Annotated in this window: 24 protein-coding genes and 1 tRNA gene; 17 read left to right on the forward strand and 8 right to left on the reverse strand. The window is 61.2% G+C overall.

The genetic code is table 11. From position 1 onward, the window contains the following. Window positions 1-3: 3 nt before the first annotated feature. The 3 genes from prfA to abc-f are packed head-to-tail and all read right to left on the reverse strand — an operon-like array spanning window position 4 to window position 3614. A complete protein-coding gene (gene prfA, locus ACTNB1_RS08785) occupies window positions 4-1068 on the reverse strand; it encodes a peptide chain release factor 1 (protein WP_441168900.1) in 1065 nt (354 codons plus the stop codon). Between the two features lie 12 nt (window positions 1069-1080). Next, a complete protein-coding gene (locus ACTNB1_RS08790) occupies window positions 1081-1716 on the reverse strand; it encodes a YdcF family protein (RefSeq protein WP_441168901.1) in 636 nt (211 codons plus the stop codon). Beyond that, on the reverse strand, window positions 1713-3614 hold the full coding sequence (abc-f, locus tag ACTNB1_RS08795) for a ribosomal protection-like ABC-F family protein (protein WP_441168903.1): 1902 nt from the start codon (window positions 3612-3614) through the stop codon (window positions 1713-1715). The genes ACTNB1_RS08790 and abc-f overlap by 4 nt, the downstream gene beginning before the upstream one ends. 53 nt (window positions 3615-3667) lie before the next feature. Here abc-f and mtnA point away from each other — a divergent pair, with 53 nt between their 5' ends. Further along, window positions 3668-4657, forward strand: a complete 990-nt coding sequence (gene mtnA, locus ACTNB1_RS08800; RefSeq protein WP_441168905.1) for an S-methyl-5-thioribose-1-phosphate isomerase — start codon at window positions 3668-3670, stop codon at window positions 4655-4657. Window positions 4658-4854: 197 nt separating this feature from the next. Here the strand turns inward: mtnA and ACTNB1_RS08805 are convergent, their stop codons facing one another. The 3 genes from ACTNB1_RS08805 to ACTNB1_RS08815 all read right to left on the reverse strand — a co-directional run bounded on the left by ACTNB1_RS08805 (window position 4855) and on the right by ACTNB1_RS08815 (window position 8740). Then, window positions 4855-6246 (reverse strand): UDP-N-acetylmuramoyl-tripeptide--D-alanyl-D-alanine ligase, encoded by a 1392-nt coding sequence (locus ACTNB1_RS08805; RefSeq protein WP_441168906.1) that lies wholly within the window; start codon window positions 6244-6246, stop codon window positions 4855-4857. Window positions 6247-6279: 33 nt separating this feature from the next. Beyond that, complete coding sequence (locus ACTNB1_RS08810) at window positions 6280-7323, reverse strand: D-alanine--D-alanine ligase family protein (RefSeq protein WP_441168908.1); 1044 nt, start codon at window positions 7321-7323, stop codon at window positions 6280-6282. Between the two features lie 145 nt (window positions 7324-7468). Beyond that, window positions 7469-8740, reverse strand: coding sequence for an Ig-like domain-containing protein (locus tag ACTNB1_RS08815; RefSeq protein ID WP_441168910.1), 1272 nt, complete (start codon window positions 8738-8740; stop codon window positions 7469-7471). Between the two features lie 189 nt (window positions 8741-8929). On the opposite strand from ACTNB1_RS08815, the gene ylxM reads away from it, so the two are divergent. The 9 genes from ylxM to ACTNB1_RS08860 all read left to right on the forward strand — a co-directional run bounded on the left by ylxM (window position 8930) and on the right by ACTNB1_RS08860 (window position 15473). Further along, window positions 8930-9298, forward strand: coding sequence for a YlxM family DNA-binding protein (gene ylxM / locus ACTNB1_RS08820; protein ID WP_441168912.1), 369 nt, complete (start codon window positions 8930-8932; stop codon window positions 9296-9298). Window positions 9299-9302: 4 nt separating this feature from the next. Beyond that, entirely contained in the window at window positions 9303-10661 is a 1359-nt protein-coding gene (gene ffh / locus ACTNB1_RS08825; protein ID WP_441168914.1) for a signal recognition particle protein, read from the forward strand. Between the two features lie 66 nt (window positions 10662-10727). Then, a complete protein-coding gene (rpsP, locus tag ACTNB1_RS08830) occupies window positions 10728-10967 on the forward strand; it encodes a 30S ribosomal protein S16 (RefSeq protein ID WP_087346996.1) in 240 nt (79 codons plus the stop codon). Window positions 10968-10985: 18 nt separating this feature from the next. Continuing rightward, entirely contained in the window at window positions 10986-11216 is a 231-nt protein-coding gene (locus tag ACTNB1_RS08835) for a KH domain-containing protein (RefSeq protein WP_087346993.1), read from the forward strand. A gap of 67 nt (window positions 11217-11283) precedes the next feature. Continuing rightward, entirely contained in the window at window positions 11284-11784 is a 501-nt protein-coding gene (gene rimM, locus ACTNB1_RS08840; protein ID WP_441168916.1) for a ribosome maturation factor RimM, read from the forward strand. Next, the gene (trmD, locus tag ACTNB1_RS08845) at window positions 11777-12520 is read left to right on the forward strand and encodes a tRNA (guanosine(37)-N1)-methyltransferase TrmD (protein WP_441168917.1); all 744 of its coding nucleotides are present in this window, start codon (window positions 11777-11779) and stop codon (window positions 12518-12520) included. Before rimM ends, trmD begins: the two co-directional genes overlap by 8 nt. Window positions 12521-12552: 32 nt before the next feature. Continuing rightward, window positions 12553-13917 carry an alpha-amylase family glycosyl hydrolase gene (locus tag ACTNB1_RS08850; protein WP_441168919.1) on the forward strand — a complete coding sequence of 455 codons (1365 nt, stop codon included), beginning with the start codon at window positions 12553-12555 and terminating at the stop codon, window positions 13915-13917. Window positions 13918-14034: 117 nt separating this feature from the next. Next, window positions 14035-14871, forward strand: a complete 837-nt coding sequence (locus tag ACTNB1_RS08855) for a DegV family protein (protein WP_441168920.1) — start codon at window positions 14035-14037, stop codon at window positions 14869-14871. Window positions 14872-14975: 104 nt separating this feature from the next. Further along, window positions 14976-15473: a GNAT family N-acetyltransferase gene (locus ACTNB1_RS08860; protein ID WP_441168922.1), complete on the forward strand. Its 498-nt coding sequence runs from the start codon at window positions 14976-14978 to the stop codon at window positions 15471-15473. 56 nt (window positions 15474-15529) lie between these two features. Here the strand turns inward: ACTNB1_RS08860 and ACTNB1_RS08865 are convergent, their stop codons facing one another. Continuing rightward, window positions 15530-17008 (reverse strand): haloacid dehalogenase-like hydrolase, encoded by a 1479-nt coding sequence (locus ACTNB1_RS08865; RefSeq protein ID WP_441168924.1) that lies wholly within the window; start codon window positions 17006-17008, stop codon window positions 15530-15532. A gap of 350 nt (window positions 17009-17358) precedes the next feature. Between ACTNB1_RS08865 and rsmA the strand changes: the two genes are divergently transcribed. The 7 genes from rsmA (at window position 17359) to ACTNB1_RS08900 (ending at window position 22958) form a co-directional block, all read left to right on the forward strand. After that, a complete protein-coding gene (rsmA, locus tag ACTNB1_RS08870) occupies window positions 17359-18222 on the forward strand; it encodes a 16S rRNA (adenine(1518)-N(6)/adenine(1519)-N(6))-dimethyltransferase RsmA (RefSeq protein ID WP_441168926.1) in 864 nt (287 codons plus the stop codon). A gap of 184 nt (window positions 18223-18406) precedes the next feature. Continuing rightward, window positions 18407-20014: a phosphoenolpyruvate carboxykinase (ATP) gene (gene pckA, locus ACTNB1_RS08875; protein ID WP_441168927.1), complete on the forward strand. Its 1608-nt coding sequence runs from the start codon at window positions 18407-18409 to the stop codon at window positions 20012-20014. Window positions 20015-20216: 202 nt separating this feature from the next. Continuing rightward, window positions 20217-20726 carry a CarD family transcriptional regulator gene (locus ACTNB1_RS08880; RefSeq protein ID WP_441168929.1) on the forward strand — a complete coding sequence of 170 codons (510 nt, stop codon included), beginning with the start codon at window positions 20217-20219 and terminating at the stop codon, window positions 20724-20726. Window positions 20727-20788: 62 nt separating this feature from the next. Beyond that, window positions 20789-21529, forward strand: coding sequence for an N-acetylmuramoyl-L-alanine amidase (locus ACTNB1_RS08885; RefSeq protein WP_441168930.1), 741 nt, complete (start codon window positions 20789-20791; stop codon window positions 21527-21529). A 294-nt stretch (window positions 21530-21823) separates the two neighbouring features. Next, window positions 21824-21979 carry a hypothetical protein gene (locus tag ACTNB1_RS08890; protein WP_441168932.1) on the forward strand — a complete coding sequence of 52 codons (156 nt, stop codon included), beginning with the start codon at window positions 21824-21826 and terminating at the stop codon, window positions 21977-21979. A gap of 97 nt (window positions 21980-22076) precedes the next feature. Next, window positions 22077-22153: transfer RNA gene (locus ACTNB1_RS08895), tRNA-Arg, on the forward strand. Between the two features lie 103 nt (window positions 22154-22256). Continuing rightward, the gene (locus ACTNB1_RS08900) at window positions 22257-22958 is read left to right on the forward strand and encodes a hypothetical protein (protein ID WP_441168933.1); all 702 of its coding nucleotides are present in this window, start codon (window positions 22257-22259) and stop codon (window positions 22956-22958) included. A gap of 54 nt (window positions 22959-23012) precedes the next feature. Here ACTNB1_RS08900 and ACTNB1_RS08905 read toward each other — a convergent pair whose 3' ends face one another. Then, on the reverse strand, window positions 23013-25274 hold the full coding sequence (locus tag ACTNB1_RS08905) for a hypothetical protein (RefSeq protein ID WP_441168934.1): 2262 nt from the start codon (window positions 25272-25274) through the stop codon (window positions 23013-23015). Window position 25275 lies beyond the last annotated feature (1 nt).

Consider the following 25275-nt stretch of genomic DNA (forward strand, 5'->3'; position numbering starts at 1 on the left):
TCCTTATGTGTCCTGGCTGTTTTTCAGCCGCTCTGCCTGGTCGGCGGTAATGAGGCCGTCGATGATCTCGTCCAGGTCGCCGTTCATCACGTTTTCCAGCTTGTACAGGGTCAGGCCGATGCGGTGATCGGTCATCCGGCCCTGTGGGAAGTTGTAGGTGCGGATACGCTCGTTGCGCATGCCGGTGCCCACCTGGCTGCGGCGCTCCGCCGTCACCGACTCCTCCTGCTCCCGCACCTTCTCCTCGTACAGCCGGGAGCGCAGGAGCTGCATGGCCTTGTCCCGGTTCTGGAACTGGCTGCGCTCCTGCTGGCACTCCACCACCGTGCCGGTGGGCTTGTGGATCAGCCGTACGGCGGAGGAGGTCTTGTTCACGTGCTGGCCGCCCGCACCGGAGGAGCGGAAGACCTGCATCTCGATATCTGCGGGGTTGAGCTCAAAGTCCACCTCGTCCACCTCGGGCAGCACCGCCACGGTAGCGGTGGAGGTGTGGATGCGCCCGCCGGACTCGGTCTCGGGCACCCGCTGGACCCGGTGGACGCCGCTCTCGAATTTCAGCCGGGAGTAGGCCCCGTCCCCTTCAATGGTGAAGCAGATCTCTTTCACGCCGCCCAGCTCGGTCTCGCTGACCGAGTCCACCTCCACCTTCCAGCGGCGGGCGTCGGCGTACATGGAGTACATGCGGAACAGAGAGTGGGCGAACAGGGCGGCCTCCTCGCCGCCCACCCCGGCCCGGATCTCCACGATGACGTTCTTGTCGTCGTTGGGGTCGCGGGGCAGGAGCAGGATGCGGATCTGGTCCTCCAGCCGGGCCAGGTCCTCCTTGGCCTGCTGGAATTCCTCCTTGGCCATGTCACCCAGCTCCGGGTCGCCCATCAGCTCCTCCGCGTCCTTCAGGTCCTGCTGACGGCGCAGCCAGCTCCGGTAGGCGGTGACCACCGGCTCCAGCTCTCGCTGCTCCTTATTCAGTTTGGCCACCAGGGCGGGGTCCTCGTAGGTCTCACCCGCACCCAGCTGGGCCTCGATATTGGAAAAGCGCAAGTCCAATGCGCTCAGTTTTGCCTGCATATCCAAACTTGATCACCTGTCGAACACAAAGGATTTTACCAGAGCCAGAGGCTCCCGGATGTACATTTTCAGACGGGAGGGCACATGGGAGCTGGGTGCCGCCAGGGTGGACAGATTATAGTCTCCCCCGCATACCCGGCTCCACAGCATCCGCACCCGGGTCAGGTGGAAGCCGTTGGACACCACCACCACGTCCGCGGTGGGATCGTACCCCTCTTCCGTCAGCAAGTCCACGGTATAGCGCAGATTTTCCACCGTGTTGTGGGACTGGTCCTCCATGAGGATCTGATCCCCGTCCACGCCGTGCTCCGTCAGATAGTCATACATGCACTGGGCCTCGCTGATGTGCTCGTCGGGGCCCTGACCGCCGGAGACCACGATGGTCAGATCCGGGTGGTCCTCCAAATAATCCAGAGCCTTGTCCAGACGGTCCTGAAGGAGGATCGAGGGACCCCAGGGCTTCACCTGGCAGCCCAGGATGACCATCACCTGGGGATCTCCCTGAACGTGGTCATAGGAACCGTACAGCACCGCCCCGAACAGGGCACCGAAGGCCAGGACCCCGGCCAGGATCAGACCCAGCAGCACCTTGAGCCACAGGGGCTTCCGCTTCCCCTCGTAGGGATGATAGTACTGCTTCTTTCTCACCCCTTGGCCTCCTCCAGCTCCGCCGCCAGCTTCTCCCACTGGGTATAGAGGGTGGCAATCTCCTCCTCCAGAGCCTTCTGTTCCTCATAGACCTTCTGGAGCTCCAGATAGTTGGAGGCCACCTCCTCGGCCTTCAGAGACAGCTCGTACTGCCGCTCCTCCGCCTTGGCCACCGCCCGCTCCGCCGCGGCCACCTGCTTTTCCAGCTCCTTGGTGCCGCCGGGGCGCTTGGGCTTCTCCTTCTTGGGCTTCTCCGGCTCAACCTTCGCGGGCGCGGACGCCAGATTTTTGGCCCGGTCACGGGCCGCCCGGAACTCCTCAAAGGTGCCCCGGAAATCGGTGATGTGCCCGTCCTCCAGCATCCAGATCCGGGTGGCAAACTGCTTGATGAAGTAGCGGTCGTGGGAGACGAAGAGCAGGTTGCCCTCGTAGTCGGCCACCGCGTCCTCGATCCACTCCCGGCTGGCGATGTCCAGGTGGTTGGTGGGCTCGTCCAGAATCAGCAGATTGATCTTCTCGTCCATCAGCATGCACAGCCGCAGGCGGCTCTGCTCGCCGCCGGACAGGGCGGATACCGGCTTGAACACGTCCTCCCCACGGAAGTTGAAGGCGGCCAGCCGGTTCCGGGCGGTCTGGGTGGAGCAGTCCTGATCGTAGATCATGGTGTCCACCAGGTTGCGCTCCGGGTGGGAGAAGTGGATGATCTGCGGCAGGTAGCCTACCTTTACAGTGGGCCCCATGCGGAGCTTTCCGCTGTCCGGCTCCTCCTCACCCAGCAGGATTTTCAGCAGGGTGGATTTGCCGGTGCCGTTGTCGCCCAGCAGGGCGATGCGCTCGCCGCCCACCACCTCCAGATCCACGTGGTCGAAGAGGGTGCGCCCGTCAAAGGACTTTTTCAGGTCCTTGATGGTAAGCACCTCGTCACCCCGGAACTCCCGCTCCCCGAACTTCACGTCCAGGCGGCGCTCCTTGGTGGGCTTGTCAGTGGTACGCATCCGCTCGATGCGCTTCTCCATGGACTGGGCGCGCTTGAAGGTCTTGTCCATGCCGGAGTAGGCCCACACCCGCAGCTGCTCGGCGGCCTTCTCCAGCTGCTCGATCTTGGCCTGCTCCTTCTCGTACTGCTTCAGCTTCTCCTGATAGCGGCGCTCCTTCTCCTCCACATAGAAGGAGTAGTTGCCGGAATAGAACTCCGCTTTGCCGTTCTGGATCTCGATGACCCGCTTGACCACCCGATCCAGGAACCAGCGGTCGTGGGAGATGGCCAGCACGGTGCCCTTGTACTTGTCCAGATATTCCTCCAGCCACTCGGTGGCCCGCAGGTCCAGGTGGTTGGTGGGCTCGTCCAGCAGGAGGATATCGGTGTCCTCCAGAATCAGGCGGGCCAGGTTCACCCGGGTCTTCTCCCCGCCGGACAGGGAGGAAAAGAGCTGGCTCCGCATGTCCTGGGAAATTTCCAGGCCATTGCACACCTTGTTCAGGGGGGTGGTGGTGTCGTAGCCGCCCCCCGCCTCATAGGCAGCAGTCAGGGCGTCGTACCGGCGCAGCAGGGCGGGGTCGCTGTCCCCCGCCATCCGCTCGGTCAGCTCCACCATCTCCCGCTCCATGTCGTGGAGCCGCTGAAAGGCGGTCTGGAGCACATCCTCCACGGTGTACTCCGGGGGATACACCGGGATCTGGGAAATGAGGCCCAGGCCCTTGCCGGGGGCGATGTGGATCTCCCCCTCGTCCCAGTCCAGCTCCCCGGTGAGCATCTTGAACAGGGTGGTCTTGCCGGCGCCGTTCTTGCCCAGCAGGCCCACCCGCTCGCCCTGATCCACCTGGAAGGTGAGTCCGTCCAATATTTTCTTGCCTACCTCGAACTCTTTCACCAGGTTCGAGACGGAGATATCGATCATAGCTTGTCTCCCCGTACTGTATGTGGTATGATTCTCCCAAAGGAGGTCGTCTTATGGATGCCATTCAATGGAAAGGAAATACCCTTTACCTGCTCGACCAGGCCAAGCTTCCGGTGGAAGAGGTCTGGCTGTCCTATACCGATTACCGGCCAGTGATCGACGCCATCCGCACCATGGTGGTGCGGGGCGCTCCCGCCATCGGTGTCACCGCCGCCTACGCCTACTGCCTGGCCGCCCTGGAAGGAGCCGACCTGAAGCAGGCCAAGGAAGCCCTGGCCGCCAGCCGCCCCACGGCGGTCAACCTGTTCTGGGCCCTGGACCGGATGGAGAAAAAGGCCGAAACCTGCGGCGGCAACCCGGAAACCCTGATCGCCGAGGCCGTCGCCATCCACCAGGAGGACGTTGCCATGTGTAAGGCCATGGGCCTTTACGGCGCAGCGGTGGTTCCCGACCACGCCCGCATCCTCACCCACTGCAACGCAGGGGCGCTGGCCACTGGCGGCTACGGCACTGCCCTGGGTGTTATCCGGGCGGCCCACGAACAGGGGAAAGTAGAAATGGTTTACGCCGACGAGACCCGTCCCCTCCTCCAGGGAGCCCGTCTCACCGCCTACGAGCTGGTTACCGACCACATCCCCGCCACCCTGATTGCCGACAATATGGCGGCCAGTCTGATGGCCAAGGGGAAGATCGACATGGTGGTGGTGGGCTGCGACCGGATGGCGGCCAACGGCGACTTTGCCAACAAGATCGGCACCTACTCGGTGGCGGTGAACGCCCACCATCACGGAGTGCCCTTCTATGTTGCTCTCCCCTGCTCCACCATCGACCTGTCCATTCCGGACGGCTCGGGCATCCCCATCGAGGAGCGGGAGAAGGACGAGGTGCGCACCCTGTACGGCGTGCAGACCGCGCCCAAAACGGTGGAGGTGTACAACCCCGCCTTCGACGTGACCCCCCACAGTCTGGTCACCGGCATCATCACCGAAAAGGGCGTCATCTATCCGCCCTTCAAGGAAAATCTGCAAAAGCTGTTTGGATAAGGCACGGGGGCCGGTGGAAACACCGGCCCTCTTTTGCTATGCTTTGCATAGCAAAAGAGGGCCATGTGCCGCTTCCAGCGGCATGGCCGTAAATTCACAGCGCATGGGCCGGAACGGCCCATATGCGCATAAACTTCATGCGCAGCAGGCCTTTGTGTGCTTTCACAGTGCGCTCTTAGCGCATGAAGTTTTACGTTTTATGCCTCTTTCGTAATCGTCAGCAGGTACTCCACCAGCTCCTCCAGGGCCATGCCCCGGGAGGCCTTGACCAGGATGGTGGCGTGAGGCTTCACCAGGCTGTCCAGCACCGGCTTGGCCTGCTCCTTGGTCTCGCAGTAGAAGCACTGGGGCACCCCCGCCTCCTGGGCGGCGGTGTAGATGTGCTTGGCCAGCTCGCCTACCGCCACCAGGCAGCCGATGCCCGCCTTGCCCAGGTATTCTCCGATACCGGCGTGGAGGGCAGGGGCCAGGGGGCCCAGTTCGAACATGTCGCCCAGCACGGCGATCTTATCCGCCCCGTTGGCGTTGGAGAGCACCTCCACCGCAGCCCGCATGGACTGGGGATTGGCGTTATAGGTGTCGTTGAGGATGGTGATATCGTCCTGCCGGTTGAGGATGTTCATCCGCATTTTGGTGGGTGCGAAATGGAGCACGCCGCTGGCGATCTCCTCCGGCGTGAGGCCGAAGTGCTCGCCCACGGCGGCGGCCATCAGGGTGGGGTAGATCATGTGCTCGCCCAGGGCGGGGATCTCCGCCCGGAAGGTGCCCCGGGGGGTGGTCACCTGGCAGGTGAGGCGGCTCTTGCCGTCGCTGCTCAGGCTGCTGGCCCGGTAGTCCAGGCCCTCCGCCGCCCCTACCCGCACGAAGGGGAAGGGCAGCTTGCCCGGCAGGGTGTTCAGCAGAGGATCGTCCCCGTTGATGATGGACAGGGCGCCCGGCTTGGCGTGGTGGAAGATCTCGCTCTTGGCCTCCAGGATCTTCTCCCGGGAGCCGAAGTGCTCGATGTGGGAGTCCCCGATGTTGGTCATCAGGATCACGTCGGGCTCCACGATGGCGGAGAGGTAGTCGATCTCCCCGGCGTGGTTCATGCCCAGCTCCAGCACCGCCATCTCATGCTCCGGCTTGAGCCGCAGCAGGGTCATGGGCACCCCGATGTCGTTGTTCAGGTTGCCCTCGGTCTTGAGTACGTTGTACTTCTCCCCCAGCACCGCCGCCGTCATGTCCTTGGTGGTGGTCTTGCCCACCGAGCCTGTGATGGCGATCACGGGGATGGGGAACTTGGCCTTGTAGTATTTAGCCAGGTCCCGCAGAGCCCTGTGGGTGGAATCCACCTTAATATAGAACTTTCCGGGCAGATAGCTCTCCCGCTCCCGCTGGGTAAAGCACCCGGCGGCACCGCCCTCCAGGGCGGCGTTGATATAGGCGTGGCCGTCAAACCGCTCTCCCACCAGGGGCACAAACAGGGACCCGGCGTGGATGGTGCGGCTGTCGGTCTCCACCCGGCTGACGGTGCGCTTCAGATCGCCGAACTCTCCCAGCAGACTGCCGTGTACGGCCTCCAGGATCTCACCTATGGTCATGGGCTCCATAACTAGCTTCCTCTCTACTTCTCTTCTGTCCTGTTACCTGCCCTGCTGGCGGGCCTCCAGGGAGGCCTCCACGATCCGGCTGCACAGTTCATTGTAGTTGATACCCACTGCCGCCGCCTCCTGAGGCAGCAGGCTGGTGGGGGTCATGCCGGGCAGGGTATTGATCTCCAAAAACCAGGGCTCCCCGTCCTCGGTGACAATGAAGTCCGCCCGGGAGTAGACGCTCAGTCCCAGGGTCTCGTACACCCGCAGAGCGGCGGCACGGAGCTTCTCCTCGATCTCCGCCGAAATCTCCGCCGGGCACACCTCCAGGGCCGCGCCGGGCTGGTACTTGTTGGCGTAGTCGTAAAAGCCCTCCTTGGGGATGATCTCGATGGAGGGCAGTGCCTTATCCTCCAGGATGCCCACCTGGATCTCCCGGCCCTTGATGTACTCCTCCAGCACCGTGCGGCCGCCCAGAGCCAGGCCGTCGGTGAGGGATTTCCGCAGCTCGTCGGCAGTATGGGCGATGGACACGCCGATGGAGGACCCGCTGGCCACCGGCTTCACCACCAGGGGCAGCCGGGCGTTCTTCACCAGGCTGTCGATGTCCTCGGCGGTGTAGGTCACCGTCTTCCAGCCGGGGGTGGTCACTACGTCCTCCACCATCCGCTTGGTCAGGTCCTTATCCATGGCGATGGCACTGCCCAGGTAGCCCGCGCCGGTATAGGGGATGCCCATCAGCCCCAGAGCGGCCTGGACCCTGCCGTCCTCGCCGCAGGAGCCGTGGAGGGCCAGGAACACCAGGTCGGCCATCTGGCACAGCTCCAGCACGTTGGGACCGAACATGCTCCGGCTGTCCCCGGGCCGGCTGGAGCGGACCTGCTCCAGGTCGGGAGCCTCCCGGCTCACTTTCTTGAAGGTCTCGGGCACCGGGGCGTCAAAAAAGCCCTCGTCCGCACTCTCAGTTCCAAAATACATGTCCACCAGTCCCGCCCGGTGGCCCAGCTCCCGCAGGGCCTGGGTCACCATGGCACCAGTAGACAGGGATACGTTCCGCTCAGGAGAAAGGCCGCCGGCCAATACAACGATCTTCATATTCACACCTCGTCAGAGAGAAATGGACTCTCGTATCATATGCGCTAATGCTACATTATACCACACATTTCTGTTATACTCAACCATGATTCCCCTACCTAGGAATGAAAAAAGGACCGGGCCGTTTATGGCCCGGTCCTCCGGTTCAGAACCAGCCGGTGTCCCGGCTGTCCAGCAGCTCCAGAGCGGAGCACAGCAGCTGGGCGGCCTCTCCCCGGGTCAGCTGGGTCCCCAGACTGGTGCCGCTGTCCAGTACGCCGCAGGTGGACAGATTGGCCGCCGACTGGGCGGCCCAGGCGGGGGCATCAGCGGAGGCGAAGGTCTGAGCGTCCACATCGGTGATCTGGAGGGCCCGGTCCAGCAGCACCGCCGCCTCAGCGGCAGTCACCGTCTCGCTCCCCCGGAACACCGCCTGGCCGCTCTCGTCCAGGCTGCCCTGGATCAGTCCGCTCTTCAGGGCGGAGGACACATAAGGCTTGGCCCAGGTCTCGATGGCCTCGTCGTCGGCAAAGCCGGTGCGCTCCACACCCTCCAGGGCCTCCAGACCCGCCGCGTCCATCACCATGGCCACAAACTGGCTGCGGGTAACGGCGGCGTCAGGCTGGAAGAAGTAGGAGCCGTTCATGCACTCCCCCACAAAAACACCCTCCTCCGCCAGGCGGATGGCCGCCTTCTGAGCGGGGTGGCCGTCCAGGTCTGCATAGGTCACCTTGGTGTCCGGCTTCTCGATCTTCACCTTCACCGTGGCCGGGTCGGAGGAATTGCCCACCGCGTCCACCGCCACATAGGTGAAGGTGTCCTTCCCCGTCTTATTCTCATAGGGGGTGTAGACAAAGGTGCCGTCCTCCTGAACGGTGACGGCTCCCCGGGCGGGCTTTTTCACCACATGGTAGGTCAAAAGGTCGCCCTCCGGATCCACTCCGTTGAAGCGCTCGGTAACGGCTACATTTTTATAGGTGGTCAGCTCCAGATCCCGGGCCACCGGAGCGCCGTTTTCCTCGGCAAGCAGGAACAGGTCGGCGTTGGCCGCCTCCCCGCTGGTACCGTTGGCAAACACCGGCAGGAACTGGAAGCTGGCGGCAGAGGAATTGACGGTGTCCTTGGCGGTATAGGTCAGGCCGTCCACCGCCTCCATGGAAATCACGTCGCCCACCCGCAGCAGCTGGCCACCCAGGGTCAGGGTGCCCGTCTGGCTGTCCGGCAGGGCCGAAATGACGATGGCGTCCAGCTCGTCGCCGTCGGTGAGAAAGTCGGCCTGAGTAAAGGTAAGGCTCTGGCCCACGGGAGCGTTTTTCATCAGGTCGTAGGCCACGGGGACCGTCTCCCCTTCTTCCGCGGAGAAAAAGGCGGAGGCGGGCAGGGCGGCGGCAAACAGCAGCGCCGCCGTCATTGCCGCGGTCAGGATGCGGTATTTCAATTGGATGACCTCCTTATTTGGTAATCGCCCATAGTCTCTGCCAAAAGGGCCAAAATATGCGCGCTCTGCCAGGGAAAAATCCCTCTTGACAAACGGCGGAAAATCGTGTATCATCCTTCTTGTTGTTGTAAAGCTTTGAAACTTTACTTCCTTTACAGAACCACCGGAGGTCCGGAAGGAGGCGGCAGGATGAAGAATCAGGCATACCGTATGGCTCTGCTGTACGATTTCTACGGCGACATGCTTACCGACCGGCAGAAGGAGTTCTACGACCTTTATTACAACGAGGACCTGTCTCTGGCGGAGATCGCGGAGAACTACGGCATCACCCGTCAGGGTGTGCGGGACGTGATCGTCCGGGCGGAGGCAGTGCTCACCGAGCTGGAGGACAAGACCGGCATCATCAAGCGGTTCCACAAGATGCAGGGTCAGTTCGCCCAGATCCAGGAGGCGGTGGACATCATCGCCAAGCGCAACGATCAGAACTGGCAGGACGACGAGGTGGAGGTCCAGTGCGGCCGCATCCGTGACCTGCTGGCCCAGCTGAAACAGGAGTGACCCCATGGCATTTGAGGGATTGACCGAAAAGCTCTCCGCCGCTTTCAAGAAGCTGCGGGGCAAGGGCCGTCTCACCGAGGCCGACGTGAAGGAGGCCATGAAGGAGATCCGGATGGCCCTGCTGGAGGCCGACGTCAACTTCAAGGTCGTCAAGCAGTTCGTGGCCTCCGTCACCGAGCGGGCTGTGGGCTCCGACGTACTGGAGAGCCTGACCCCCGCTCAGATGATCGTAAAGATCGTCAATGAAGAGCTCACCAGCCTGATGGGCGGTGAGAACACCAAGCTGATCATTTCTCCCAAGCCCCCCACGGTAGTCATGCTGTGCGGCCTCAACGGCGCGGGCAAGACCACCAACGGCGCCAAGCTGGCGGGGCTGTTCAAGCGGCAGGGCAAGCGGCCCCTGCTGGTGGCCTGCGACACCTTCCGTCCCGCCGCCATCACCCAGCTGGAGGTGGTTGGCTCCCAGGTGGACGTGCCGGTGTTCCAGATGGGCCAGATTGACCCCATCGACATCGCCAAGGCGGGTATCGAGCACGCCAAGAAGCACGGCAACGACATCGTATTTATCGACACCGCCGGCCGGCTCCATGTGGATGAAGAGCTGATGGATCAGCTCAAGCAGATGAAGGCGGCCATTGACCCCACTGAGATCCTGCTGATCGTGGACGCCATGATCGGTCAGGATGCTGTGAACGCCGCCAAGGCCTTTGACGAGGCGCTGGACATCACCGGCGTGATGCTCACCAAGCTGGACGGCGACGCCCGGGGCGGCGCGGCCCTCTCCATCAAGGCGGTGACCGGCAAGCCCATCAAGTTCGTGGGCCAGGGCGAGAAGCTGGATCAGGTAGACCTGTTCTACCCCGACCGGATGGCCTCCCGCATCCTGGGCATGGGCGACGTGCTGTCCCTCATTGAGAAGGCACAGCAGAATTTTGACGCACAGAAGGCCGCCGAGCTGCAGCAGAAGCTGCGCAAGAACAAATTCACTCTGGCGGACTTTTATGACCAGCTGGTGCAGCTCAAGAGTATGGGCTCTCTCAGCGATATCGCCGGGATGCTGCCCGGTGTCAACGGCAAAGCCCTGGAGGGCGCCATGGTGGATGAATCCGCCCTGGCCCGCACCGAGGCCATCATCCTGTCCATGACCCCCGCCGAGCGGGAGGACCCCTCCCTGCTGAACAACAGCCGGAAAAAGCGCATCGCCGCCGGCTCCGGCACCCAGGTGGTGGACATCAACCGTCTGCTGAAGCAGTTCGAGCTGATGCAGCAGATGAGCAAGCAGTTCTCCGGCAAGAACATGAAGAAGCTTGGCCGGATGGGAAAGATGGGCGGCTTCGGAAAGCTGCCCGGCCTGCCCTTCTAAATGTTGGTAAGCGCGCCAAGCCGCGTTTCCATAGATGTTTGAAACTTACATGGAGGTGAAGATACAATGGTTAAGATCAGACTGCGTCGCATGGGCGCTAAGAAGTCTCCTTTCTACCGCATCGTGGTGGCGGACTCCCGCTATCCCCGTGACGGCCGCTTCATCGAGGAGATCGGCACTTACAACCCCCTGACCCAGCCCGCCGAGATCAAGGTGGACGCCGAGCGCGCCCAGGCCTGGATCAAGACTGGTGCTCAGCCCACTGAGACCGTGAAGGCTCTGCTGAAAAAAGCTGGCGCCATCTAATTTGGAGGTCAGGCTGGCATGAAGGAACTGCTCACCTACATCGCCCGCAGCCTGGTAGACCATCCCGACTCCGTGGTGGTCACCGAGCACGCCGGCGAGAGTGAGACCGTCCTGGAGCTTCGGGTGGCCCCCGAGGACATGGGCAAGGTGATCGGCCGCCAGGGCCGCATCGCCAAGGAGATCCGCACGCTGATGCGCTCCGTGGCTCAGCGCCAGGGCACCAAGGTCTCCGTCGAGATCGTCGACTGAAAAGCGGGGGGGTAGCTACCCCGCCGCTTTTTGCATCAAATTCCAGCCTGCAGGAGGTTGCAGAACTATGAAAAACCAATTTCTCGAGGCCGGGCAGATCGTCAATACCCACGGTATCCAGGGTGAGGTCAAGATCGTCCCCTGGTGCGACACCCCGGAGTTCCTCTGCCAGTTCGATACTCTTTATATCGATGCCAAGCCCGTCAAGGTCCGGGCCACCCGTGTCCACAAGGGCAATGTGCTGGCTACCCTGGAGGGGGTAAGCGACGTAAACGCCGCCATGGCCCTGAAGGGCAAGACCGTCTCCATCGACCGCACCGGCGTGGTGCTCCCCGAGGGGCGGCACTTTATCGCCGACCTGATGGGCCTGGAGGTCATTGACGCCGCCACCGGCGAGAAGATCGGTATCGTGGCCGACGTACTCACGCCCCCCGCCCACGAGGTCTACGTGGTCAAGGGCGAGCATGAGTATATGATTCCCGCCGTGGACGAGTTCCTGGCGGAGACCAACGTGGAGGGCGGCTATATCAAAGTCCGGCTCATTGAGGGGATGCGCACCGATGTATAGCATTGATATTATGACCCTCTTCGATCTGACTGTGGGGGATATGATGAATGAGTCCATCCTGGGCCGGGCCCAGGAGCGGGACATCATCCGCATCGAGGCCCACCAGATCCGGGACTACACCCTGAACAAGCAGAAGCAGGTGGACGACTACCCCTACGGCGGCGGCCGTGGGGCAGTGATGCAGGCCGACCCCCTCTACCAGTGCTGGAAGCACATTGTGGACACCTACGGGCCGGGGCATACCATCTATATGTCCCCCGCGGGTAAGACCTTCACCGAGGGCGACGCCCGCCGTCTGCGGGACGACTACGACCACCTGATCCTGGTGTGCGGCCACTATGAGGGCATTGACGAGCGGTTCATCGAGGAGTGCGTGGACGAGGAGATCTCCATCGGAGACTTCGTCCTCACCGGTGGCGAACTGGCCGCCATGGTGGTGGCCGACGCGGTGTCCCGTCTGGTACCCGGTGTACTGTCCGACCCCGAGTGCTTTGAGAATGAGAGCCACTGGAACGGCATGCTGGAGTATCCCCAGTACTCCCGTCCCGAGGAGTGGCACGGCCGGAAGGTCCCCCCTATCCTCCGCTCCGGCGACCACAAGAACATCGCCAAATGGCGGCGGAAGCAGTCCATCCTCCGCACCCGCCAGCGGCGGCCCGACCTGTATGAAAAGCTGGACCTGTCCTCCAAGGAGGACCAGAAGCTGCTGCGTGAGCTGGAGGAAGAGGGCAATTAACGGATCCACACATTGAAACGGAGGCATTTGTTATGAGTCATTGGTCCACCGATTCTGTGTTCTACCATATCTATCCCCTGGGATTCTGCGGCGCGCCGGAGTACAACGACTTCGGAGCCCCGGTCCAGCGGCTGGAGCAGCTGCGGGACTGGATCCCCCATCTGAAGGAACTGGGGATCAACGCCCTCTATCTGGGGCCGGTGTTCCAGTCCGTCAAGCACGGCTACGACACCGCCGACTACTACCAGGTGGACTGCCGCCTGGGAGATAACGAGTCTTTTGCCAAGCTGTGCGACGAGCTCCATGAAAACGGCATCCGCGTCGTGCTGGACGGAGTGTTCAACCATGTGGGCCGGGAGTTCTGGGCCTTCAAGGATGTGCGGGAAAAGGGCCAGGGCTCTCCCTACTGCGGCTGGTTCCACGACCTGAACTTCGGCGGCCCCTCCCCCATGGGAGATCCCTTCTGGTACACCGCCTGGCAGGGCCACTACGAGCTGGTGAAGCTGAACCTGCGCAACCCCGATGTGGTCCGTCACCTGCTGGACGCAGTGGGCATGTGGATGGACAAATTCCACATTGACGGTCTGCGGCTGGACGCCGCCGACTGCGTGGACTTCGACTTCTTCCGCACCCTGAAGGGTTTCGTCAAGAGCCGGGACCCGGAGTTCTGGCTCATGGGTGAGATCATCCACGGGGACTACGCCCGGTGGGCCAACCCGGAGATGCTGGACACCGTTACCAACTACGAGTGCTGGAAGGGTCTGTGGTCCTCCCACAACGACAAGAACTACTTCGAGATCGCCCACTCCCTCAACCGGCAGTTTGGCCCCGGCGGCATCTACCGGAATCTGAGCCTGTACAACTTCGCAGACAACCACGACGTGGACCGGCTGGCCTCCAAGCTCACCGATCCCGCTCACCTGGAAAACGTGTACACCCTGCTGTACACCATGCCGGGCATCCCCTCTCTGTACTACGGCAGCGAGTGGGCGCTGAAAGGCGCGCGCACCAAGACCTCCGACGCGGTGCTCCGCCCCCATCTGGAGCTGAAAGAGATGATGGAGCTGGACCAGAGCCTGTGCGGCCACCTGTCCAGGCTGGCCGCCATCCGCGCCTCCTTCCCCGCCCTGCGGGTGGGCCAGTACGAGAATGTGGTCATCAAGAACCAACAGCTGGTCTTCCGCCGCTCCACCGACAATCAGCGGGTATACGTGGTCCTGAACCTTGAGCCCCAGGAGGTCCACGTGGAGTTCCCCCACAATGAGCCGGTGCTCCAGGACGTGCTGAACGACAACACCATTTTCAACAACGACGGCGGCCGCACCTGGCTGCCGGTGCCCCCCTGCTCCGCCCGGATCCTGGTGGGCGCCCCTGACCGGTTCGCCTGGCCCGACTGATCCACCCAAGGAAATCCAATTTGTTTACATCTTCTCCCTTTACTTTTTGCGGTATTGATGATACAATGACCCAAAAGAGAGATGTAATCTTTACAATTATATTTGAGGGTTTCTATTATGAGTTTTAAGATCATTGTCGATAGCTGCTGCGACCTGACGCCCGCCCAGCTGCGGGACGGTCCTTTTGTCAGTGTACCGCTGACCATCCATGTGGGGGAGCAGTCCATTGTGGACGATCCCTGTTTTGACCGGGGCGCCCTGCTCCACGCCATGAAGGAGTGCCCCACCGCCCCCCACACCTCCTGTCCTTCCCCCGCCCAGTATCTGGACGCCTTTGACTGTGGGGCAGACGATATTTATGTGGTTACCCTGTCCGCCCTGCTCTCTGGCTCCCACAATGCCGCGGCTCAGGCACGGAACCTGTGGCTGGAGGATCATCCCGGTACCAATGTCCACATTTTCAACTCCTGCTCCGCCTCCGCCGGCGAGGTGCTGGTGGCGCTGAAGATCCAGGAGCTGGCCCAGTCCGGCGTGGACTTTACCACCGTGGTGGCTCAGGTGTCCCGGTATATCGAGGAGATGGACACTCTGTTTGTCCTGGAGAATCTGGACAACCTGCGGAAAAACGGCCGTCTGTCCCGGATGCAGTCCCTGGTGACCAGCACCCTGCGCATCAAGCTGCTGCTGGGCTCCACTCCGGAGGGAGAGATCTGCAAAAAGGGGCAGGCTATGTCGGTGAAGCAGGCCCTGAGCAAGATGGTGTCCATTATGGCTGCCGACCCCTGCCACGTGGGCAAGCGGCTGGCCATCGTCCACTGCAACTGTCTGGAGCGAGCCTACCACCTGCGGGAGCTGGCGCTGAAGCAGTGCCAGTTCTCAGAGATTCTGATCAGCGAGACCGGCGGCATCTCCACGGTGTACGCCAACGACGGCGGCGTGGTGGCCGCGTACTGAGCGCTTTGTTCTGCCGCCCGGAGGGTATGCCCTTCCGGGCGGTTGTTTTTTGCTTCCTTTTGTGGTATAGTGGCAAAAATATTTTGTTGTAAGGAGGATGCCCTATGAACTATACCATTCGCCCCACCCGGCCGGAGGACGCCGAAGGAACCGCCGCTCTGCGGAAGATGCCGGGGGTGTTTGAAAATACCCTGGGCCTGCCCTCCTACCGGGCGGCCGACAGCGCAGCCTTCATCAATGGGCTGGGTCCCAATGACCATCACTTTGTGGCGGTGCTGGAGGACGGCACCGTTATCGGCGCCGCAGGTCTTCAGGTCTTTTCCAATCCCCGGATGCGCCACGTGGGCAGCGTGGGTCTTTTTGTCCACACCGACTACCAGAACATGGGGGTGGGCACCGCCCTCATGCGCACCCTGCTGGATCTGGCGGACAACTGGCTCATGCTGGTGCGGGTGGAACTCACAGTTTTTGCCGACAATCAGCGGGCTATCCACCTCTACGAAAAGCTGGGCTTTGAAAAAGAGGGACTCAAGCGTATGTCCACCGTCCGGGACGGACAATATGCCGACGAGTACATGATGGCCCGGCTGAGAATGTCCTGAAAAAGTACCGGAGGCGCCGCAAATGCGGCGCCTCCGGTTTCTTCTCTCTGAATTAGTTACTGTGCAGGACGGACCAGCACCTCTTCGGTGGTGCCCAGCATGATGGACTTCTCGCTGGGACGCAGTTCACCGGTGTTCTCGTCCCGGCCCTGAAGCACAAACCGGGCATCGGGATCGCCGATGGTCTGGGCCGCCTCGTTGGAGCCTTCCCAGATGGGATCGCTGGAGGGCTTGCGGTAGCGGTTGAAGATGACACCCAGCACGGTGTCGCCTTCATCCATCCAATCGGTCATCATGTTCCAGTCGCCCGCGCTGTCGCCGAAGACAATCAGCGGGCCGGAGCCGTTGTACTTGGGCGCGATGAAGTTGGTGATGATGGTGCTCTTCCCCTCACCCTGGGTCTGAGCGTACTTGCCCTCGCCGCCCCAGTCGTAGTTATACTCGTTGATGTAGCGGCCGTTGGCGTCCAGCTTGTTGCGCATGGCGAAGACCTGATCCTCCGGCACACCGTAGCCCATGGCCTTGTTGGCCGCCAGGACGGTGTCGATGGGAGAAGCGGAAACGATGTACACATCGATGCCGTTGGCCATCAGGGTGGCATACAGGTCCTTCAGCTCGTCGGTGAAGGTGAGGCCGGTGATAAAGCTGGCGGAAACCACGCCGCTCTTGCCGGGCAGCTCAACGGGAGAAGTCCAGGTCTCCTCGGCATAGCGGCCGTAGGAAGCCCAGTACTTGTGGGAAGCGGTGGCCAGCTCCTGGACCTCAGCGGGGGTCATGCCGGTGAACAGATAGGTGACCCAGGGATAGGAGACGGCGTGATCAAAGTAGTCGCCCAGGTTGTTGTACATGAAGCGCACCTTGGCCGCGAAATCCTGGTACTGGTTGGAGGCGTGGATGTAGTCCAGATCCTTGTCGCCGGCCAGGCCCTTGTAGTTCTTGTACAGCCAGGCATAATCGCTGGAGATGTCGGCGGCCAGGGTGGCGGGGGTGATGTTCTTGCCATCGATGCTGGTGCCCATGCTCTTGTTCAGATCGGGGATGCCGGTCTCCAGCACCTCGGTCATGTCCTCGGGCTTGATCTTGAAGATCAGGTTTTCGATCTGATAGACCAGGAGGGCTTCCTGAATATCAAAGATCACGGAAGTATTATCAAAGTCAAAGACCACATATTTGCCCTTGTTGGCATTTTCATCGATTACAGCCTGGATCCGGGCCCGGGTAGCAGGCGCCCAGTTGCCGGTGATCAGCTGAGTGGGATCGGGCTTGTAGTGGCTGGTGGTGTCGATGGCGGCGGAATCGGTAGCCGCATCCCAGGTGACGCCGATGTCCAGCGCTTCCGCCAGATCCCGGATCTTGAAGAAGTTATTGCCGTTGTTGATGTTGTAGGCTTCCACCTGAACGGGCTTGCCGTCCACGCTGATCTTGGTGGTGGCAGGATTGACCGACAGCGCCGCAAAAGCGGTGGTCATACCCAGGCCCAGAGCGGTCGCCAGACCAAGGGCAAGAATCTTGCTGCTGATGCGATGTTTCTTCATAAAGGGTCTCCTCCTAATACACAATGTGGCCGGAACAGGCCGAACCTGTCCAGCTGCGGAGTCTGTCCTCTTTGCCGGCTCTCCCTCCTTCCTGGTAAAGGCAGGGCCATCATAACACGAGCATGTTTTCCTTTGCAACGAAGCATCGCTATTTCTCCGTATGCGACAATTTCGCTTTCGTTATTTGTGCAATTTATACATTTTTATCTTCCAATATTTCTCTGTTTTTAGCAAGCATGCTCAGTTTGGTGCAAAACAAGTCCATGCTTCCTGTTTTCTTTCCCACCTGGCTGTGGTATAATGCAGGCACGATACGCCCTGCGGCAGACTGAGACATGAGGTGATCCCCAATGGATCTGTGCAACGAAAAAGACATCCGGGCCCTGCTGGGCCGTCACGGCTTCCGGTTCTCCAAGAGCATGGGCCAGAATTTTCTGATCGAAGGATGGGTTCCCCGCGATATCGCCGACGCCTCCGGCGCTGACGAGCACTGCGGCGTGCTGGAGATCGGGCCGGGCATCGGTCCGCTGACGGTGCAGCTGGCCCAGAGAGCGGGCAGAGTGGCCGCCGTTGAGCTGGACAAGTCCCTGCTGCCCATCCTGGACGAGACTCTGGCACCCTATGATAACGTGACCATTATTCCCGGTGACGCCATGAAGCTGGATCTGGCCGCTCTGGCGGCGGAACAGTTCCCCGGCCTCACTCCCCTGGCCTGCGCCAACCTGCCCTACAACATCACCACGCCGGTGATCACCGCCCTCATTGAGGCGGGCTGCTTCCAGGCCATCACGGTGATGATCCAGCGGGAGGTGGCTCTGCGCATCTGCGCCGCCCCCGGCTCGGCGGATTACGGCGCATTTTCCCTGTTCTGTCAGTACTACACCACCCCGGAGCTGCTGTTCCAGGTGCCGCCGGAGTGCTTCCTCCCCGCCCCCAAGGTCACCTCCGCCGTCATCCGGCTGGTGCCCAGGCAGACGCCGCCTCAGGATCTGGTGGAGGAAAAGCTGTTCTTCCGGGTGGTGAAGGCCGCCTTCGCCCAGCGGCGCAAGACGCTGCTCAACACCCTCTCCTCCTCCCTGGGCTCTTCCCTGGACAAGGACGGCCTGCGGCAGGCCATCCAGGAGGCCGGGCTGTCTCCCGATGTCCGGGGCGAGCGGCTGGGAATTGCTGAGTTCGCCGCTCTGGCTGCAAAAATCCGGGATCTGGAGCCCTGACCTCCCGTCGTTCTCAGGTCTGTTTGAAACTTGCAGGAAATAAAATTGCAAAATTGCGCAGGATAGAGAATTGACTTTATGGCCATTTCTGTGTATGATTATGGTCATAGCATCTGAAACTTCCGGGGCTTGACCGCTCCAACCGAGCCCCAGAGAGATCAATACAGAAAAGGGGTCATGCATTATGGCAAACATTGATTTGAATCAATACGGCATCACCGGCGTCACCGAGGTCCTCCGCAATCCCTCTTATGAAGTCCTGTTCCAGGAGGAGACCCGCCCCGACCTGGAGGGCTATGACAAGGGCCAGGTCACCGATCTGGGCGCCGTCAATGTTATGACCGGCATCTACACCGGCCGTTCCCCCAAGGATAAGTTCATCGTCATGGACGACGTGTCCAAGGACACCGTGTGGTGGACCTCCGACGAATTCAAGAACGACAACAAGCCCGCCTCTCCCCAGGCCTGGGCAGCCTGCAAGGAGCTGGCCATTCAGGCGCTGTCCAACAAGAAGCTGTACGTCATGGACGTGTTCTGCGGCACCAATGCCGACACCCGCATGGCCATCCGCTTCATCATGGAGGTGGCCTGGCAGGCTCACTTTGTGAAGAACATGTTCATTGAGCCCACCGCTGAGGAGCTGGAGAACTTCAAGCCCGACTTCGTCTGCTACAACGCCTCCAAGACCAAGGTGACCAACTATAAGGAGCTGGGCCTCAACTCCGAGACCGCCGTGATCTTCAACCTCACCTCCCGTGAGCAGGTCATCCTGAACACCTGGTACGGCGGCGAGATGAAGAAGGGCATGTTCTCCATGATGAACTACTTCCTGCCCCTGAAGGGCATGGCCTCCATGCACTGCTCCGCCAACACCGACATGAACGGCCAGAACACCGCCCTGTTCTTCGGCCTGTCCGGCACCGGCAAGACCACCCTGTCCACCGATCCCAAGCGTCTGCTCATCGGCGACGACGAGCACGGCTGGGACGACAACGGCGTGTTCAACTTCGAGGGCGGCTGCTACGCCAAGGTCATCAACCTGGATAAGGAGTCCGAGCCCGACATCTACAACGCCATCAAGCGCAACGCTCTGCTGGAGAACGTCACTGTGGACGAAAACGGCCACTGCAACTTCAACGACGACTCCGTCACCGAGAACACCCGTGTATCCTACCCCATCGACCACATTGAGAAGATCGTCCGCCCCGTGTCCGCCGGCCCCGACGCCAAGAACGTGATCTTCCTGTCCGCCGACGCCTTCGGCGTGCTGCCTCCCGTGTCCATCCTGACCCCGGAGCAGACCGAGTATTACTTCCTGTCCGGCTTCACCTCCAAGCTGGCCGGCACCGAGCGGGGCATCACCGAGCCCACTCCCACCTTCTCCGCCTGCTTCGGCCAGGCCTTCCTGGAGCTCCATCCCACCAAGTACGGTGAGGAGCTGGTGAAGAAGATGCAGAAGAGCGGCGCCAAGGCTTACCTGGTGAACACCGGCTGGAACGGCACCGGCAAGCGGATCTCCATCAAGGATACCCGCGGCATCATCGACGCTATCCTGGACGGCTCCATCGGGAAGGCGGAGACCAAGACCATCCCCTACTTCAATTTCGAGGTACCCACCGCCCTGCCCGGTGTAGACACCAACATTCTGGATCCCCGCAATACTTACGCCGATCCCTCTGAGTGGGACACCAAGGCCAAGGATCTGGCCGCCCGCTTCATCAAGAACTTTGCCAAGTACACCAGCAACGACGCCGGCAAGGCCCTGGTGGCCGCCGGTCCCAAGGTGGACTAAATACAGCTGTCTTTCCCGGCCCCGGTGCGCCAAGGCGCACTGGGGCCGCTTTTTCTGAGGGAACCACGCTTTCCCTGCGCGTTGTGCACAAATCCCGCCCCGCCTATATTAATGCAAAATATACAAATATCCTTACATAACCCGCATTTCTCCTGGAATTTCCTCCTTAAAAGTGTTAAAATATCAACAAAGGAGGGATCTCATGTATCAGATCGGAGATCTGGTGGTCTACGGCGGCAGCGGCGTCTGTCAGGTCACCGCCCTGGGCGAACCAGCCGGTATGCCGGACAATCGGCGTCTTTATTACACCTTGCAGCCTCTCCACGGAACGGAGGTCATCTACGCCCCTGTGGACTGCAAGGTATCCATGCGTCCTGTGCTTACCGCAGATGAGGCCGAGCATCTGATCGGGCAGCTGCCTGCCATTCAGGCAGACCTTCCTGAGACCGGCAACGTCCAGCTTCTCTCCCGCCGCTATCAGGAGGCTTTCCGCAGCAACAGCTGTCTGGATCTGGTCCGGCTGCTCAAAACCATCCACCAGAAGGACAGCGCCGCCCGCAAGCAGGGCAGGCGTCCCGGCAAGGTGGAGGAACATTTCCGCAAGCGGGCGGAGGACCTGCTCTACGGAGAGCTCTCTGCTGCGCTCTCCATCCCAATAGAAGAGATTCCGGCGTACATCCGCCGCCGTCTGGGCAGTCAGACCACCGCATAGCCATTTTACAGTCTCACCCCCTCCTTTCCCCGCATAGGATAGGCGGAAAGGAGGGTTTTCTTATGCCCATCATCTACCTGTCTCCATCCACTCAGGAAAATAACCTCTACGTCACCGGCGGTACGGAAGAGGAGTGGATGAACCGGCTGGCCGACGCCATGGAACCCTATCTCACCGCCGCCGGTATCCGGTTCTCCCGCAACACCCCCGAAATGACTGCCGTCTCCTCCATACGGGCCTCCAACGCCGGAAATTATGACCTCCACCTGGCGCTCCACTCCAACGCGGCGCCGGAGGGGAAATACGGCCAGGTCCGGGGCATCCTGGTGTTCTACTACCCCGGCTCCGCGGAGGGCCAGAAGGCCGCCGACCTGATCGCCAACGGCCTCAAGACCATCTACCCGCTGCCCAACCTGGTGCGTGCCCAATCCACCAACACCATCGGTGAGGTGCGCCGGGTGCGAGCCCCCTCCGTCTTCCTGGAGCTGGGCTACCACGATAACCCGGACGACGCCGCCTGGGTGACCGGCAACCTGGATGCCATCGCCCGCAACATCGTCCTCTCCCTGACGGAGTACTTCGGCCTGCCCTTCCTGGAGCCTCAGGCGCCCCGCCCGGCGGTAGTGGACGTATCCTGGGGCTATCTCAACATCCGGGACACCCCCTCCCGCTCCGCGCCCGTGCTGGCCAAGGCCTACGACGGCGCCAAGCTCACCGTCCTGAACCAGTGGGAGGACTGGTATGTGGTCCGCTTCGATGGCCTGGTGGGCTGGGCCAGCGCCGATTTCATCACCTTGATCTAACGGTGTCGATTTCAGCGTTCATAAATCGTTCACAGTAAGTTCGGAAACGGTTCATCACTTCCGGGAGGAATCTGATATGATAGAGACCGTAAGGATACCAAAGACATGAGACTCCTCCTCTCTCTTCTCTTTCCAAGTGCACAGCCCACTGTCCTCCCGCAGAGCGGCAACAGCTCTCTGCGGGAGGGACAGACAAAAGTTCCGCGCTGCCTGACCTCAGGGGCGCGTTTTTTGATGCCGGAAACAGGAATAGAAACCATTTATTTCGGCAATACTGCATATGAGGTGAGTAATTTGTCTTATGTCAATCCCGCGATCCGTCCCCAATTCGATTCCATGCCCGCTGATTTGAAAGAACACATCCTGCAAATGAACATCAGACTGGAGACCATGAACGACCTGATGGGCTGTCTGGAGCGCATCATAGCGGAGGAAAAAACCGCCCGCTGAGCCTTCGGCAAAATTTTTCAAGTTTTTTTAAAATAATGCTTGCATTCTGTTTCTATCTGTGCTATCATAACTAAGCTGTCAGCGAGAGAGTTGACACGCGGCTGTAGCTCAGTTGGATAGAGTGTTTGGCTACGAACCAAAAGGTCGGGGGTTCGAATCCCTTCAGCCGTACCAAAAGAAAGACATCTGCTTTTGCAGATGTCTTTCTTTTTTATTGCGCGCAGGCAGGCCTCACAGGTATAATAGAAGCATCAGCAGCCTGAATGGAGGGATCCCTATGTCGCAAACATCGTCTTTTGAACTGCATGTGGCTCAGACCGCCACCCGCTCGCCCAAGCTCTTTTTGTACACGCATTATCAAGACCAGGGCCACGCTCCCTTCCTGACGGTGACGCCGCCCTCGGACAACGACCCCTGCATCGTGCTGGAGTGCAGGGACACCTTTAAGTTCAAGCCCAATCTCCAGGGTGCGGCCAAGAACCGGATCGACCTGTATGCCGCCCGCAGCGCGGCTCTTCCGCTCAGCCAGGCACTGGAGCAGGCGGCGGAAGGCAAGTCTGCGGCTCAGGAGGCACAGGTCCACCCGGAGCGGAACCAGAGCGGCCCCAAGGCCCTCCCTCTGATTCCCACAAAGACCTATCAGGTCCCCCTGGTCAACGCCGGGATGTGGATCGCCGGCGCCAGCGTCTTTTCCGCCAGCTGCCAGCTTTATGCGGAGATGGAGCGGCCCGACCCCAACCATGGCGTGATGCTGGAGGAGGAGCTCCATCTGGGCATCGCGCTGGGACCGGACACCAAGCTCAACGATACGATCAACAAACAGAAAGTAACGGATGTCCAGGTCCCGGATGAGGAACTGAAGGTGCGCAAGGAGAAGAACCCGGTCCCAAAGGGACAGGGCCTGATCCGGATCCGGCTCACGCCCACGCAGGCCGGCAGGCTAGCCCACGCCATCGAGCTTCTCTGTACCTCTACCTAATTATATGGGGAGTGGCCCTTACCTGAGGTAAGGACCACTCCCCTGTTTTTTATCTCAAAGGGTCATGCCGGAGCACTGCTCCAGCAGCTCCCGCTGTCTCTTGTCCAGCTGATAGGCCAGAACAAACAGCTGGTCCAGTTCTCCCCTGGTGTCCTCATAGGAACATTCCGGGCGGAGAAAGGGCTCCGCAAGGGCGCGGGTCCAGGGCTCCGCGGAAAGAAGCGCTGCCACCCGCCCCAGGATATGCTCCTCTATGGTCCCGACTTGTCCCCGGAAGGATACCGTTTGCTCCAGCACGTCGGGTCTGGGGACCGGGATCTGTCGGATCACGCTCTGGGTCAGGTCGATCCCCGGCATTTTGAGCCGGACAAAGGCGTCAAAGCTGGTGGAATTGAAGAGCCCCAGCAGATACAGCAGCGTCCTTTTATCGGAGATCTGCAGCAGCTGGACGGACTGGCAGGTGGGCAGCGTAGGCAGGATCATGGCCACCATGGTACGGTGATTGGTGGGCGAAGTGAGGCTGCGCCAGCACAATGCGTAGGGCTCCGGATAATTGGCCCGCAGCCTGTCCCAAAAGGCCCCGTCGATAAAATAACGGCTGACCGGCTCCGGCTTGAGACCGTCGCTCTGAGGCTGCGTGCGGGCAGATGCCTTGGCGCTGTACTTCTGGGCGTCGGTCATGTCCCCAAAGGTGGAATAGCGGGCGTCATACTGGTAGAGGAATTTCCCCTCATAGATGGGCAGCCAGCCCTTCTCCGGCGTCTTTCTGATGTGGGAGGCGTGGCCGGTCAGGTGTACAATCCGCCCGAAATGGCACGCCGGATAGACCTCTTCAAAGACCGGATGGTCCCTGTGGATCTGGCTCAGGAGCTCCAGTGCCTGGGTGGAAGACACGTTGGGCACCATGGCAGAGGCGGGATTGATCTGTTCCAGTGCCCCATAGTCCAGGGACGCTCTGGGGCAGGTGCGCAGCTCACCGCTGTCGGTCAGCCCCGCCGCCAGCTGGATCTGGCCCCGGCATCTGGTTCCCGCCGTCAGGATACAGAATTTTTCCCGGGCATCAATGGAGAAGATGCGTTTGGTATTGTCAAACAGCGCCAGTGCGTACAGGTGGCCCGGCCCGGCTATGGACCGGAACAGGTCCCGGTAGGTCGGCATGGTGACCAGCGAACTTTTCACGATCAGAGAGAGAACTCCGTCCGGCGCCAGAGCGTGCAGGGCCAGCTCGGTAAACAGAGCGTAGGTGTTGAGCTCACCCCGCAGCGACTCCTTCAGCATGGGATGTGCCTGGGCCAGCCCGGAGTAGGCCTTGTAGTCCGCCAGAATAGCGGAATAGCATCGCCACAGTCCGGGTCGTTCCTCTTTCAGCGCCCGAATCCGCGCTTCCCGCTCCCCCTTCTGGGAGATGGCGGAAATTTCAGGACACAGCAGTTTGAAAAACTTCCGCTCCTCAAAGCGGATCTTTTCCCAGGGAGGGTTCCCCACCACTACGTCGAATCGTTTCCCCAGCAGCGGCCCGTCCCGCCGGAATCCCATGGCCGCCGCGTAATACCGCCCCTGGGCAAACAGCCGCACCTTCTCCTCATAGGCGCCCTCCCCCTCCGTGCAGATCAGGGGATTTCCCAGGTGGAAGTGGCACGCCACCTCGCCCCAGCGGTCCCTGGGCACCATGGGCAGCAGCCCGCACACGGCGATCTGCAGGGCGATGGGGTCGATATCCGCGCCGTGGAACCGCAGGCAGAGCTCCACCGGGTCGGCTCCTCCCTCCCCGCACAGCACCTGGAGCATGGCCTGATAAAACTCTCCGCATCCACAGGAAAAATCCACATAGGACCGCTCTGTGACCGGGGTCTCCTGCCGGCACTCATTCCAATAGAGGTCCTCCACCAGCGCCCGAGCCAGCTGGGGCGGCGTGTAGTAGGCCCCCGCCGTGTCCCGGATGGCCTTTCCCGTCTGATAGCACGCCCCCGTCTCTGTCACCTGAAAATCCTGCTGCAGCAGCGTCTCATACAGCACGGCCACAGAGGGGACAGCTGCCTCCCTTCTCCACGGGATCTCGCCGGACAGCAGCCCGGCATGCTTACCAAAGAACCGGCAGATATCCCGGGACAGGAGCCCCAGCCCCGCCATCCGCTCCAGCGCTGTCCCGGGGTCCGGGATCTCCCCGGGCTGGAACAGGCCCTGGGCATTCAGGCAGGAGAACACGATGGCCTCCAGATAGTGTTTATAGATCTTCACCTGGCCCACATCGGAAAAATCATCCTTCAGCAGGGCGGGCAGATGGTTTGTTACATAGGCCTGGATCGCTTGCAGCAAG

Origin of the sequence: Flavonifractor sp. HCP28S3_F3, from assembly GCF_052065355.1 — a bacterium.
Classification (GTDB): domain Bacteria; phylum Bacillota; class Clostridia; order Oscillospirales; family Oscillospiraceae; genus Flavonifractor.